Here is a 12,781-nt window from a genome sequence, read left to right as displayed (position 1 = left end):
TCTGGGCCCGCAAACCGATCGCCGCCCTCGTTCCTGAAGGTGAAGGGCACGGGATGAAGCGGGCCCTCGGCACGAAAGACCTGGTAAGCCTCTCGATCGGTGCCGTGATCGGCGCCGGCATCTTTTCGACGCTCGGTACCGCGGCCGCGGGCGAGATCAATGCGGCGGGTGAAGTGGTCCGCTACGGCGCCGGTCCGGCGCTAGTCCTCTCCTTCGTCCTGCTCGGGGCGGTCTGTGCGCTGGCCGCCCTCTGCTACGCCGAACTCGCCTCGATGATTCCCCAGGCCGGTTCGGCGTACGCGTATTCGTACGCCTCGCTGGGCGAGCTCGTGGCGTGGATCATCGGCTGGGACCTGATCCTCGAGTACGCCGTCGGCAACGTGGCGGTGGCCATCGCGTGGGGCGGATACTTCGAGTCGCTGATGTCGCCGTGGTTCGACATCCCGGGCTGGCTCACGCATGGCTACTTCCAGGTGAAGGCGAGCAGCAACCCGGAGATCCTCGCCTTACTCGACTCGGCGCCGAGTCTCGCGGGAATCCCCATCCTGATCAACCTGCCGGCGTTCCTGATCGTCATGGCCATCACCTGGTTGCTGGTGATCGGCGTGAAGGAGAGCACGCGGGTCAACAACTGGATGGTGATCCTCAAGCTTGCGGTGCTGGCGCTGTTCGTGATCGTGGGCGCGATGCACATCAACCCTGAGAACTACACGCCCTTCGCGCCGAACGGTTTCCGCGGCATCCACCAAGGTGCGGCGATCGTGTTCTTCGCCTACATCGGCTTCGACGCCATCTCGACGGCCGCCGAGGAGACGAAGGACCCGCAGCGGACGATGCCGCGCGGCATCCTGATCGGCCTGGCGATCTGCACGTTGATCTACGTGATCGTCGGCGCGGTGGCGACGGGCCTCGTGCCCTACGAGCAGCTCAAGAGTTCCGACCCGCTGGCCCACGCCTTCGAAGTGGCCGGCCTGACGCAGTTCAGCTGGATCATCGCCGACGGCGCCGTGGTCTCGATGAGCGCGGTGCTGCTGGTGTTCCAGTACGGCCAGCCGCGCATCTTCTACGCGATGGCGCGCGACGGCCTGTTGCCCAAGGGTGCGGCGAAGCTGCACAAAAAGTACCGCACGCCGCATGTGACGACGATCATCACGGGCGTCTTGGTCGCCCTGGCGGCCCTCGTGGCGGACGACGCGGCGACCTACGACCTGACGAACATCGGGACGCTCTTCGCGTTCGTGCTCGTTTGCGTGGGCGTGATGGTGCTGCGAGTGGTCGACCCTGACCGCCCGCGGCCCTTCAAGGTGCCCTTCGTGTGGCTGGTGGGCGGCGGCGGCGCCGCAGCCTGCCTCTTCGTGATGAAGGGGCTGCCGGCGGCCGCCTGGAAGGGCTTCGGCATCTGGCTGCTCATCGGTTTGGCCATCTACGCCGTATACGGATACAGGAATTCCACGCTGCGCCGCGGCCTCCCGCCGCGCTCCTTCGAGGATTGAGACCACAGGTATGAGCGAATCGATCGGCGGGTCCGGCCCGGGCATGAAGCTGCACACGAAGATCCTCATCGCGCTGGTGGTGGGCGCGACGGCGGGCATCGCGGCGAATCTCACGATGGGCGGCGACGACCCGACCGTGGTCTTCGTGAACACGTATCTGGCGGGCCCGATCGGGCAGATCTTCCTGCGCATGCTGTTCATGATCGTGATGCCGCTGGTGTTCGCGAGCATCACGCTGGGCGTCGCGGGACTCGGCGACCTCAAGAAGGTCGGGAAGGTCGGCGGCAAGGCGATCGGCTACTTCCTGGCGACCACCTTCCTCGCGGCCAGCTTCGGGCTGTTCGTGGTCAACACCTTCCGCCCCGGTGAAGGCCTGTCGCCCGAGGTGAAGACCGAGTTGATGGCGACCTACGCCGAGGACGCCGCCGGCAAGATCGAGGCGCAGGCGACGGGCAACTTCGGCATCAATACCTTCGTCGAGATCGTCACGCGCAATCCGGTGAAGTCGGCGGTGGACACCGACATGCTGGGCATCATCTTCTTCGCGCTGGTCTTCGGCGCGGCGCTGACGCAGATCAAGCCGGAGCGGGCCGAGCCGATGATCAAGTTCCTCCAGGCACTCGAGGACGTGGTCATCAAAATCGTCGGGATGGCGATGAAGATCGCGCCCTACGGCGTCGCGGGCCTCATCTTCGGCGTGACCAGCCGTTTCGGCTTCGCGCTGCTCAAGCCGTTGAGCGCCTACGTGCTCGTCGTGATGGGCGCGCTGCTCTTCCACCTGTTCGTGAACCTCTCGCTGATCCTGAAGTTCGTCATCGGGATCAACCCGCTGCTCTACTTCTCGCGCATCAAGGGCGCGATGGTGACGGCGTTCTCGACCAGCTCGAGCTCGGCCACCTTGCCCACCGCGCTGCGCGCCGCCGAGGACGGCCTCGGGGTGCCGCCGAAGATCGCCGGCTTCGTGCTGCCGCTGGGCTCGACGATGTGCATGAACGGCACGAGCATTTTCGAAGGCATCACGGTGATCTTCCTCTGCCAGGTCTTTGGCGTGGACCTCTCGCTGGGGGGGATGGCGATCGTCATCGTGATGTCGGTGATCACGGCGGTGGGCGCGGCCGGCGTGCCGGGCGGCTCAATCCCGCTGCTGGTCGGCATCCTCACGATGATGGGCGTGCCCGGAGAGGGCATCGCCATCGTGCTCGGCGTGGACCGCATCCTCGACATGACGCGCACGGTGGTGAATGTCTCGTCGGATATCTCGTCGACGACCTTCGTGGCGAAGAGCGAAGGCGTGTGGGATGCGTCGATGGTGCCGAAGGAAGCCCCGACGGCGGCGTAACGGCTGTTCGCGAAGAGGCTACGAAGACACGAAGGCACGAAGCGACTTGCTTCGTGCCTTCGTGCCTTCGTGGTGACAGCCGCTGTAGCTAGGCTGTCGCCGACACCTTGAGCAGCGCCGCCGCCATCTTCACCGCGCCGCGCGCCGGCACGACTTCTTCCGCGTGCAGCACGCAGCCCGGCACCGCGGTCTTGAGCCGGTGCTCCACCAGCCGGCGCAGGAAGCTTCCGCGCTGCAGCATGCCGCCGGCCAGCGCCACCGGCACGGCCGCACGCTCATCGACAAAGAGCTGACGCGCCAGCGTCCGCACGTGGAGCACGAGTTCTTCGGCCGCCAGCGTGCAGATCGAGTTGGCGCGCAGGTCGCGGTCCGCCGCGAGGGTCGTCACGTGCACGGCAAGCGCCGCGAGATCCTTCGGCGTGGCCTTGGCCGCCCAGGGGATGATGTCGTCGATCGTCTCGAGTTCGAGCGCGGTCATCAGCGCGCCCGTGAGCCGCGACTCCGGCTCGCGCTCGTCGGCGCTCGACGTCACCACGCTCAACGCGCGACGGCCGATCCACGCGCCGCTGCCTTCGTCGCCCGCCACCGGGCCCCAGCCGCCGCAACGGCGAAACGCGCCGGCCGGGCCGCGGCCGAAGGCCACCGAACCCGTGCCGGCGATCAGCAGGATGCCCGCGCCTTCGCGGCCGAAGGCATCGGTGAGCGCGATCTCCGCATCAGGGACGACCTTCACGTCCTCGGCCAGCGACTCGTTGCGGAGGGCGCGCAGCAGCGCCTTCTGCTCCTTCTCGCGGCCCGTGCCCGCCACGCCTGCGACCACGGCCGCCGGGCGCTCCGTGATCTCGGCCTGCGCCAGCGCGTCGCGCACCAGCGCGCCGATCACCTCGGCCGACGACAACGCCTCGCCTGGCGCCACCGCCGAGGAGTCGCCGGTGACTTCGGCGAGGACCTTGCCGCGCGGAGTCGCGACGATCACATGAGTCTTGCTGCCGCCACCATCGACGCCGACGACGATCTGCTGAGCCATTGCGAGAGAGAGCGAAAGAGGGTCAGGACGCGCGCGGCGCGGCCGCGTGCGTGAACGACGAGAGGATTCCGGTGCCGAGCGTGACGGCCGTGCCGATCAGCACGAACCACGGCCAGGCGATGCCCGTGACGGGAGCCAGCGGACCGGCGAGCGCCGGGAACGCGGCGCTCAATCGGCCCGCAAACACGACGATGCTCATGACAAAGATACCTACACCCATCCCTGTGATGGCATCCCGCTGGATGGCGCGCGGCCAGAGCAGGGCGAGGAAGAATCCCCCGAGCAGGCCACCGTAGGTGAACGAGGCGATCGACAGCGCAATGACGACCACCGGCGTGCCTTCGGCGCGGTAGAGCAGGGCGCCGCCGACGAGGATGGCGCCCCAGAGCAGCGTGAAGCGGCGCGACAGGCGGAGGGCCGTGCGGTCATCGGGGACGCCCTTGAGCGGAGTCCAGATGTCGTGCAAGGTCGCGGCGGCCAGTGCATTCAGCGAGCCCGACACGGTGCTCATCGCCGCTGCGAGGATTGCCGCAATCACGACGCCCGTCATCCCGGGCGGCATGCCCTCGATGATGAAGGTCGGGAAGATGCGGTCCGGCGCACTGAACGTGCGTGCCTCGTAAAGCGCCCAGAGCCCGAGCCCGATCGTGAGGAACATCGCGAACTGCAGGATGACCGCGACGCCGCTGCCAATCAGCGCGCGGCGCGCGTCGCGCAACGAATTCGCCGTGAGCAACCGCTGCACGATGATCTGGTCCGCGCCATGCGAGGCCATCGCCAAGAAAGCCCCGCCGAGCAGGCCCGCCGCCAGCGTGTGCGGCTTGTCGAGCCCGAGCGAGAGATCGAACAGGCGCAGCTTGCCCGCCGCGTCCGCATCGGCAACGATGCGCGCCCAGCCGCCGTCCACGCCGCGGCCGATCAGGTACAGCGCGCCGACGCCGCCGAGCAAGTACACGCCCGTCTGGATCACGTCGGTCCACACCACGGCGCGAATGCCGCCGTGATACGTGTAGTACAGCGTGAACACACTCAGGACGAGAATCGCGCCCGGCGCCGTCCACTCGGGCGGCAGCACGCCGCCGAGGATCAGCGCGACGGGAATCGAGGTCGCGAAGAGCCTGACCGAATCGCCGAACGCGCGGGTCACCATGAACGTCACGCTGGCCAGCCGACGCGTCGCAAGGCCGAAGCGTCGCTCGAGCAGCGCGTATGCCGTGACGAGGTTCCCCTCGAAGTAGCGCGGCAGCAGCGTGTACGCGACGACGATGCGGCCGAGCAGGTAGCCGGTCGCGACCTGCAGGAAGGTGAAGTCGCCGAGATAGGCGAGCCCGGGGATCGAGATGAAGGTGAGGGCGCTGGTCTCGGTCGCCACGATGGAGAACAGCACCGCCCACCACGGGATCTCGCCGCCGGCCACGAAATAATCCTTGGCGTCCTTCTGCCCGCGGCCGAGCCAGACGCCGATGGCGCTGGTGGCGACGAGGTACAGCACGAGCACGAGCCAGTCGAGCGCGGTGAACGCGGCGGCAGTGGAGGGTACGGACGTCGGCATCGCGGAAAGATGCGCAAAAACGCAAACGGGCGCCCCCGGTTGGGGGGCGCCCGTCGAGGCCTCAGGGTGCGAGGCTTACGCGGAGAAGCTGGAGCCGCAGCCGCAGCCGCCAGTCGCGTTCGGGTTCTTGAACGTGAAGCCCGAGCCCTGCATCGAGGTCACGTAATCGATCGTCACGCCGCCCAGGTACTGCATCGAGAACGGATCGACGAACAGGTTGAAGCCGCCCTGCGGCAGCACCGTGTCGTCATCGGCCGGCTTGTCTTCGATCAGCAGGCTGTACTTGAAGCCCGAGCACCCGCCAGGCTGCACGGCCACGCGCAGGCCGCCGACTTCCGGCGTCACGTTCTCGGCCTGCATGAACTTCTGCACCTCGGCGCCAGCGGCCGGGGTGATGGTGACCAGGACTTCCGGGGCATTCATCGTGCTCATGGGGATCCCTCCTAGGGTTCCGATGTCCCGCGGCATCCGCCGCAGCGACCAACTAATCCTGAATATAGGGTTCGGGGTTCCGCTGACAAGTCAGGGACAGCCCCGAGCGGCCGGTCCGCCGCGCCCAGCCCGGGTCGCGGCGAGGTCGGCGATGGTCGTCCGGACGGGGCCGATGCGCGAGTTCGCCCGGCTTGGGTTCACGCGATTCGTGAGGATGATGACGAACAGATCGCGGGCCGGATCCACCCAGAACGAGGTGCCGGTGAAGCCGGTATGCCCGAACGCCGGGCAGCGCAGCACCCGGCCGGCGGAGTTCGTGCCGTTGGGCGTTTCCCAGCCCAGCGCGCGGTGCGAGATGGCGAGATCCTGGACCCGCGTGAAGTCGGCGATGGTCTGCGGCCGCACGATGCGGGCACCACCGAGCGTCCCGCCGTTAAGCATCATCTGCGCGAAGCGCGAGAGGTCTGCGGCGGTGCTGAAGAGTCCGGCGTGCGCCGAGACGCCGCCCAGGCGGAACGCGTTCTCGTCATGCACTTCGCCGCGCAGATGCCGGCCACGCCACGGGTCGACCTCGGTGGGGGCGATGCGGGCCACGTCCTCGACGCGCGGGTGATAGCGCGTGTCCACCATGCCCAGCGGTCCGAACACCTGCGCCTGGAGGTAGAGGTCGAGCGACTGGCCGGTCACGCGCTCGAGGATCCAGCCGGCGATCATCGCGCCGAGGTCGGAGTACACGTAGCGCGTGCCGGGCAGGGTGTCGAGCGGCGTCGCCAGCACCAGCCGGCGCGCCTCCTCGGCGGTCTCCGTCTCCGTCCAGAGCGTGCGATGGGCGGGCAGTCCGCTCGTGTGCGTGAGCAGGTGACGGACGGTGACCGCGGCTTTCCCGGGGCCGGTGAACTCGGGGAGGTAGCGCTGCACCGGCGCGTCGAGCTCGATGGCGCGGCGTTCGACTTGCTGCATCATCGCCGTCGTCATGCCGACGACCTTCGTGAGCGAGGCGATGTCCCAGATGGTGTGCGCGTCGGGAGCGGCGGCGCTGTCCGGCCAGTCGATGCGGCCGACCGTCACCTCACTCACGAGCTGCGTGCGCGTCCCGATGACGGCGATGGCGCCGGGGAACACGGAATCGCGGAAGCCCTGCTCGAGCACACGGCGCACCGAGTCTGTGACGGCCGCGGCCCACGCGGGCAAGGGACGGCGATACGGCACACCGGCGGCAAAGAAGCCGGGCAGGGACGTCGGCGGTACGCCGCGCATGGGGCTGCGTCCGGTGATGGCGCGCGCCGCCGCGCGCTCCATCGCCTCGCCGCGTCCGTAGGCGGCGACGAAACCGCTCACGCGCGGAATCTCGCGCAGCACATACGGACTCGAGAACGCCACCACGTGGACAGCGCGCTGCGCGGCGACGGAGTCGATCCACTTCGCCACCGGCTCGGCGATGGCGAAGCGACCCTCGCCTTCGATGGTCCGGACAAAGGTCGCGACCACCAGTTGCTCGCCGGCCCCATTGGCAGTGAGGAGCGAGTCGAGCCGCGCGCGCGGCGTCGCCGGCGTGATGCGGACGCTGCGCGTCACCGGAATCGCGGCCCGCAACTCCGCGACGAACGGCCGACCCGCGAGGACGTCGTTCTCACCCGCGTACGTCAGCACCAGCGCGGGGCGATTCGCGGCGAGGGGCAGCTCGGCGAGCGTGTCGCGCAGCAGCGTGATGGCGTCGGCCGCGATCTCGAGGGCCTTCTCGCGGTGCTCGCGCCGCCCGACGACTTCGCGCAGCGAGTCCAGCGAGACGAGCGGGCGCTGGATGGCGCCGGTGCGCAGCTTGAGCTCGAGGATGCGGCGTACGCTGGCGTCAATCCGCTCCCGCGTGATGGTGCCGGCTTCGACGGCCGCCACGACCGCGTCGATGGCGAGCGGCACGTCGGGCGGCATCAGCAGGATATCGGTGCCCGCTTGCACGGCGCGGACGGCGCTCGTGGCGTTGTCGTAGCCTTGGCCGACGCCGCGCATGTCCATGGCATCCGTGACGACGAGGCCACGGAAGCCGAGTGAATCGCGCAGCAGTCCCGTCATGATCTCGGGCGCGAGCGTCGCCGGCGTGCGGTCATTCGTGACGGCCGGCAGCGCGATGTGCGCGCTCATCACGGCGGCGACGCCGGCGTCGATGGCCGCACGGAAGGGCACGAGTTCGAGTGCGTAGAGCCGCTCGGGCGAGGCGGTGACGACCGGCAGCGCGTTGTGCGAGTCGGTGTCCGTGTCGCCGTGCCCCGGAAAGTGCTTCACAGTTGCCGCCACGCCCGACTCTTGCATGCCTTCGACGAACGCCGTGCCCATGGCCGAGACGAGCAGCGGGTCCTCCCCGAACGAGCGGACGTTGATGACCGGGTTCGCCGGGTTGTTGTTGACGTCTACCGTCGGGGCGAAGGCGAGGTGGATGCCCACGGCCCGCGACTCTTCGCCGGTGATGCGGCCGGCCTCGCGGGCGTGCTCGATGCGGCGTGTGGCACCGATGGCCATGTTGCTCGGCAGCACCGTCGCGCTGCCGGCAGCGAGGGTGCCCGGTGAGAATACGCCGCCTTCCAGGCGCCCGAGTCCCGGTTCCACATCCGACGACACCAGCAACGGGATTTCGGCGCGACGCTGCAGCGCGTTCACCTTCTCCGCCACTTCGATCGGCGAGCCGAGCGACATCACCACGCCCCCGACCTTGTCGCGACGGATGCGCTCGACGGCAAGGATGAACGAGGAATCGCTCGTGCTGGTATAATCCCCGAGGACCCAGATCATCACCATCTGTGCGACGCGTTCGCGGAGCGTGAGGCCGGCGATGGTGGTGTCGATCCACTGCTGCGCCGCCTCGGGCAGCGGGTCATGCAGGGACGGCGGGAGCGTTTGCACGGACCATGGCACCTCGACGGGCTCGACGTCGGGGACGGTGACGCGGTCGACGACGGTGGGCGCGGGTGCAGGCGCGCTGACCGGCGCGCAGGAGACCAGGACGAGGCCCAGCAGGGCCGCACGGAGGCGCGGGTGTCGCATCAGGCGTGGAATGGCGTGGGCATGAAGGGACTCTGGCTCTGTGTCGGGCTGTTGGCCTGCGCGCCGCGCCCGCGGGCGCAGGAGCCTCGTCCGGCGCGCCGTGACGTAGCGGTCGCGCCGGGGCTGACCGTGCTCATGGAGGATTCGCTGGCGTTGCTGGCGGGCAAGCGCATCGCGGTCATCACGAACCAGACGGGGGTGGACGCCGAGGGGCGCAGTGTGGTGGATTTGCTGCACCGCGATCCGCGAGCGCGCGCGGCCAACATCACCGTGGTGCGGCTGTTCTCGCCGGAGCACGGCATTCGCGGGGTCGCCGACCGGCCCGACCTACCCGATGAGATCGACCGCGCGACCGGCCTCACCGTGCACTCGCTGTACACGCGCGAAACGATCCCGCCGCCGGACTCGCTGCTGCGCGACCTCGACGCGGTGGTCTTCGACCTGCAGGACATCGGGACGCGCACGTGGACGTATGTGGGCGTGATGGTGTACGCGATGCGCGCCGCGGCGCGCGCGGGCATTCCCTTCGTTGTACTCGACCGCCCCAATCCGATTTCCGGTCGCGTCGAGGGGCCGCTGCTCGATGCTGCGCTGGCGAATCCCGAAGACCCGACGCCGGAGCGGCGCGGCCGTGCCTACGCATTATACCCGGCGCCGCTACGGCATGGTATGACGATGGGCGAGCTCGCCCGCTGGTTCGCCGCGGAGTTGGCCATGCCCGTCACGCTGCACGTGGTCCCGATGCGCGGCTGGCGCCGGAGCATGTACTGGGACGACACCAAGCTGCCGTGGATCGTCCCGTCGCCGGCCATGGTCACGTTGACCAGCGCCACGTTGTATCCCGCGCTCGTCGCCTTCGAACGCAGCAATCTGTCCGTCGGGCGGGGCACCGACCTGCCATTCCAGCGCGTCGGCGCCCCGTGGCTCGATGCGCAGCAGGTGGTGGACTCGCTGAATACGCGCGGGTTGAGCGGCGTGCGCTTCGAAGCCGAACGCTTCACGCCGCGGAATCCCACCGACGCGAAGTACGGCAACCGCGCGATTCCCGGTGTGCGCATCGTGCTCGTGGACCGCGACCGGGCGCAGATGGCGCGCGTCGGCGCCGCCGTGCTCTGGGCGATCGCCAAGGTGCACCCGGACTCGCTCGAGGTGAACGCGCGCGGGTGGGACGAGCGCTTCGGCATGCCGTCGGTACGCGAGGGCCTGCTCGGCCGCGGCGATCCTGACGAACTGATCGATGCACAGTTGCCGAGCGTGGTGGCGTGGCAGCAGGCCACGCGGCAGTACTTGATCTACCGCTGATGGCGGCGCTTCCGCTTTCCCTCTGGCACGCGATCCGCGACGGCTACCTGCGCGGTACGCAGCCGCTCGTCGCGTGGTGTGTGCGGGTGGGCATTTCGCCGAACGCCCTCACCGTGTTGGGCACGCTCTGCTGCGGTGTGGCCGGCGCGATGTTCGCGGCCGGCTGGATCCACGCGGCTGGCTGGACGCTGGGGCTGACCGCGTTCTTCGACGTGATCGATGGTGCCGTCGCGCGCGCCAGCGGGAAGGCCACGGTCTTCGGGTCGTTCTTCGATTCGACGCTGGACCGGGTGGCCGACGCGATGCTCTTCGGGGGCATCGCCCTGTTCTTCGCGGCGGACGGCCCGCACCGCTCGTGGCCCATGGTCGGTGTCTCGTTGCTGGCCCTCAGCGCGGTGCAGGTCACGAGCTACACCCGCGCCAAGGCCGACGCGCTCGGAATCAGCCTGAAGGGGGTGGGTGCCCTGGAGCGCCCTGAACGCATCACCATCCTGGCGGCCCCGCAGGCCTTCTTCGGCCTGCTCTGGAACGGCGCGGTCCTGCGGGGGGTGGTGACGTTGCTGGCGGTGACGGCCGTCTGGACCGTGGTCCAGCGGGTCCGGCACGTCGCCCGGAGCGCGTAACCTCGCTATTTTCCAAGGGTTCCCGGTCGTCCCGCCACCTTGGAGCATCCGATGGCTCGCCTCCGTCCCCTGCTGTCGTTCCTGTTCGTCGCGGCGCTCGCCGGGGCGGTGCAGGCCTGTGGTCCCAATCCCGATGATATCGGGGTGGTGCGCCTGTGGACGGACAGCTTCGAGATCCGCCTCAAGCCGGATGTCATCCCGCCGCGCGCGCTCGAGCAGATCACGTACACGATCACCGTCTACGACAAGGAGACGCGGGAGCCGATCGTGAACGGCGAGGGCCAGCTCTTCGCGACGAACGCCGACCGCAAGACCGTCTACAACGGCCTCGAATACGGCCCCGAGCCGGGCACGTATCGCGCCAAGATCATGTTCATCACGGCGGGCGAGTGGGCCATGGGATTCCGCTTCCGCCGCGACAGCACGCAGGCCCTGCAGCGCACCGACGATTGGCGCCAGCAGGTCCGGAATGAAGTGGTGCCGACCGGCAGCAACTGATTCGAACCTTCCGTCTTCAGCCCCCCATGAAGCACTTCCATCGCACCAGCCTGCATCCCGACGCCGTCCTCGCCACCGCCGACGCCTTCTTCCCCACGATCGGGATGATGCCGGCCGGTCAGACCGCGCGCTCCCGCACGTTCAAAGGCAGCGTCGGCACGCCCGAGGTTCCGTCCAGCCTGACCATCAGCGTGAAGATGGAAGGCGGCCACTACGTGTTCGTGGAAGCCGACACGGACCAGATGGGTGAGAGCCGTCTCGACCGCAACGTGAAGAAGTTCTTCGTCTCGCTGCATACGCAGGTCGACGCCAAGCACACGTTCGCCCCGGCCTACTGAATGCCTCCCAAGTCCGGGCGCGCCGCCTCGCGCGGCGCGCAGCCCCACCTGGGCGAGGCGCTGCCGATCGAGCGCAAGCTGGAGCTCTACTACTGGATGCGGCTCACGCGCACGCTCGAGGAGCGGCTCGTGGCGCTGTATCGGCAGACCAAGGTCGTCGGCGGCCTGTTCCGTTCGTTGGGCCAGGAAGCGGACGCGGTCGGGTCCTGCTACGCGCTCGAGCAGCGCGACGTCATGTCGCCGCTCATCCGCAACCTCGGCGCGATGCTCGTGAAGGGCGCGACGCCGGTCGAAGTGCTCAAGCAGTACATGGCCAAGGGCGACTCGCCGACGCGCGGCCGCGAGCTCAACATCCACTTCGGCGACATCGGCGAGGCCGGCAAGACGCGCGGATTCCTCGGCCAGATCTCGCCGCTCGGCGACATGGTGCCGGTGATGACGGGCGTGACCATGACCTTCAAGATGCGCGGCGAGGATCGCGTCGGCTTGGTCTACGTCGGTGACGGCGCGACGAGCACCGGCGCGTTCCACGAGGGCATCAACTTCGCGGCGGTGCAGCAGCTGCCGCTGGTCGTGGTCATCGAGAACAACGGCTACGCCTACTCGACGCCGACGTCCAAGCAGACGGCCGCCGCGCAATTCGTGGACAAGGCGATCGGCTACGGCGTCACGGGCGAACAATGCGACGGCAACGACGTGCTGGCGGTCTATGACTGCACCAAGCGAGCGGTGGACCGCGCGCGCGCCGGCGAAGGCGTACAGCTGCTCGAGTTCATGACGTACCGGCGCAAGGGTCACGCCGAGCACGACAATCAGTCGTACGTGCCGGACGGCGAGATCGAGCGCTGGGCGGCGGAGAACGACCCCATCGACCGGTTCGTGCGGGTGCTGCTCGACCGCGAGAAGGTCGCCCAGGCGACGCTCGATGAGATCGATGCGCGCGTTGCGAAGGAAGTCGATGCCGCGACGGACATCGCCGAGGCCTCGCCGTTCCCCGAGCCGCTCGACGCGATGATTGGTGTCTACGCCGATCCGCCGGTCGAGAAGCCGCTGTGGTTCCGCGAAGGCGCGGATGTGTCGAAGCTCGGCAAGGAGCGCGCCGAAGGCTGGGGCACCTTCGACGCCAAGGGAGGGAAGTGAC

At 68.7% G+C, this 12,781-nt stretch carries 11 protein-coding genes; 7 read left to right on the top strand and 4 right to left on the bottom strand.

Features of this window, described 5'->3' with window-relative positions; genetic code table 11:
- Positions 1-53: 53 nt before the first annotated feature.
- A complete protein-coding gene (locus tag Strain318_RS09435) occupies positions 54-1,493 on the top strand; it encodes an amino acid permease (RefSeq protein WP_367887948.1) in 1,440 nt (479 codons plus the stop codon).
- Between the two features lie 10 nt (positions 1,494-1,503).
- Positions 1,504-2,832 carry a dicarboxylate/amino acid:cation symporter gene (locus Strain318_RS09430; protein WP_367885457.1) on the top strand — a complete coding sequence of 443 codons (1,329 nt, stop codon included), beginning with the start codon at positions 1,504-1,506 and terminating at the stop codon, positions 2,830-2,832.
- An 88-nt stretch (positions 2,833-2,920) separates the two neighbouring features.
- On the opposite strand, the gene Strain318_RS09425 is transcribed toward Strain318_RS09430, so the two are convergent.
- The 4 genes from Strain318_RS09425 to Strain318_RS09410 form a co-directional block, all read right to left on the bottom strand.
- Complete coding sequence (locus Strain318_RS09425) at positions 2,921-3,859, bottom strand: BadF/BadG/BcrA/BcrD ATPase family protein (protein ID WP_367885456.1); 939 nt, start codon at positions 3,857-3,859, stop codon at positions 2,921-2,923.
- Between the two features lie 22 nt (positions 3,860-3,881).
- Positions 3,882-5,411 carry a sodium:solute symporter gene (locus Strain318_RS09420; protein WP_367885455.1) on the bottom strand — a complete coding sequence of 510 codons (1,530 nt, stop codon included), beginning with the start codon at positions 5,409-5,411 and terminating at the stop codon, positions 3,882-3,884.
- 75 nt (positions 5,412-5,486) lie between these two features.
- The gene (locus Strain318_RS09415; protein ID WP_367885454.1) at positions 5,487-5,843 is read right to left on the bottom strand and encodes a HesB/IscA family protein; all 357 of its coding nucleotides are present in this window, start codon (positions 5,841-5,843) and stop codon (positions 5,487-5,489) included.
- 90 nt (positions 5,844-5,933) lie between these two features.
- Positions 5,934-8,879, bottom strand: a complete 2,946-nt coding sequence (locus Strain318_RS09410; protein WP_367885453.1) for a glycoside hydrolase family 3 N-terminal domain-containing protein — start codon at positions 8,877-8,879, stop codon at positions 5,934-5,936.
- Between Strain318_RS09410 and Strain318_RS09405 the strand changes: the two genes are divergently transcribed.
- Genes Strain318_RS09405 through Strain318_RS09385 form a run of 5 tightly spaced genes read left to right on the top strand, consistent with a single transcriptional unit; the run spans position 8,871 to position 12,780 of the window.
- Positions 8,871-10,181, top strand: coding sequence for an exo-beta-N-acetylmuramidase NamZ family protein (locus Strain318_RS09405; RefSeq protein ID WP_367885452.1), 1,311 nt, complete (start codon positions 8,871-8,873; stop codon positions 10,179-10,181). The genes Strain318_RS09410 and Strain318_RS09405 overlap by 9 nt on opposite strands.
- Positions 10,181-10,804, top strand: coding sequence for a CDP-alcohol phosphatidyltransferase family protein (locus tag Strain318_RS09400; protein WP_367885451.1), 624 nt, complete (start codon positions 10,181-10,183; stop codon positions 10,802-10,804). Before Strain318_RS09405 ends, Strain318_RS09400 begins: the two co-directional genes overlap by 1 nt.
- A gap of 51 nt (positions 10,805-10,855) precedes the next feature.
- Positions 10,856-11,302 (top strand): hypothetical protein, encoded by a 447-nt coding sequence (locus Strain318_RS09395; protein ID WP_367885450.1) that lies wholly within the window; start codon positions 10,856-10,858, stop codon positions 11,300-11,302.
- Between the two features lie 26 nt (positions 11,303-11,328).
- Positions 11,329-11,640, top strand: coding sequence for a hypothetical protein (locus tag Strain318_RS09390; RefSeq protein ID WP_367885449.1), 312 nt, complete (start codon positions 11,329-11,331; stop codon positions 11,638-11,640).
- Positions 11,641-12,780: a thiamine pyrophosphate-dependent dehydrogenase E1 component subunit alpha gene (locus tag Strain318_RS09385; protein ID WP_367885448.1), complete on the top strand. Its 1,140-nt coding sequence runs from the start codon at positions 11,641-11,643 to the stop codon at positions 12,778-12,780.
- The last annotated feature ends 1 nt before the right edge of the window (position 12,781 follow it).

The organism is Pseudogemmatithrix spongiicola, assembly GCF_030623445.1.
Lineage (GTDB): Bacteria > Gemmatimonadota > Gemmatimonadetes > Gemmatimonadales > Gemmatimonadaceae > Pseudogemmatithrix > Pseudogemmatithrix spongiicola.
This window is presented reverse-complemented; position numbering and strand designations above follow the sequence as displayed.

Bases quoted from the DNA above. Each gene is read 5' to 3' on its own strand.
- Strain318_RS09420 (WP_367885455.1), bottom strand. From the start codon at position 5,411: ATGCCGACGTCCGTACCCTCCACTGCCGCCGCGTTCACCGCGCTCGAC.
- Strain318_RS09410 (WP_367885453.1), bottom strand. From the start codon at position 8,879: ATGCGACACCCGCGCCTCCGTGCGGCCCTGCTGGGCCTCGTCCTGGTC.
- Strain318_RS09400 (WP_367885451.1), top strand. From the start codon at position 10,181: ATGGCGGCGCTTCCGCTTTCCCTCTGGCACGCGATCCGCGACGGCTAC.
- Strain318_RS09415 (WP_367885454.1), bottom strand. From the start codon at position 5,843: ATGAGCACGATGAATGCCCCGGAAGTCCTGGTCACCATCACCCCGGCC.
- Strain318_RS09435 (WP_367887948.1), top strand. From the start codon at position 54: ATGAAGCGGGCCCTCGGCACGAAAGACCTGGTAAGCCTCTCGATCGGT.
- Strain318_RS09395 (WP_367885450.1), top strand. From the start codon at position 10,856: ATGGCTCGCCTCCGTCCCCTGCTGTCGTTCCTGTTCGTCGCGGCGCTC.
- Strain318_RS09385 (WP_367885448.1), top strand. From the start codon at position 11,641: ATGCCTCCCAAGTCCGGGCGCGCCGCCTCGCGCGGCGCGCAGCCCCAC.
- Strain318_RS09425 (WP_367885456.1), bottom strand. From the start codon at position 3,859: ATGGCTCAGCAGATCGTCGTCGGCGTCGATGGTGGCGGCAGCAAGACT.
- Strain318_RS09430 (WP_367885457.1), top strand. From the start codon at position 1,504: ATGAGCGAATCGATCGGCGGGTCCGGCCCGGGCATGAAGCTGCACACG.
- Strain318_RS09390 (WP_367885449.1), top strand. From the start codon at position 11,329: ATGAAGCACTTCCATCGCACCAGCCTGCATCCCGACGCCGTCCTCGCC.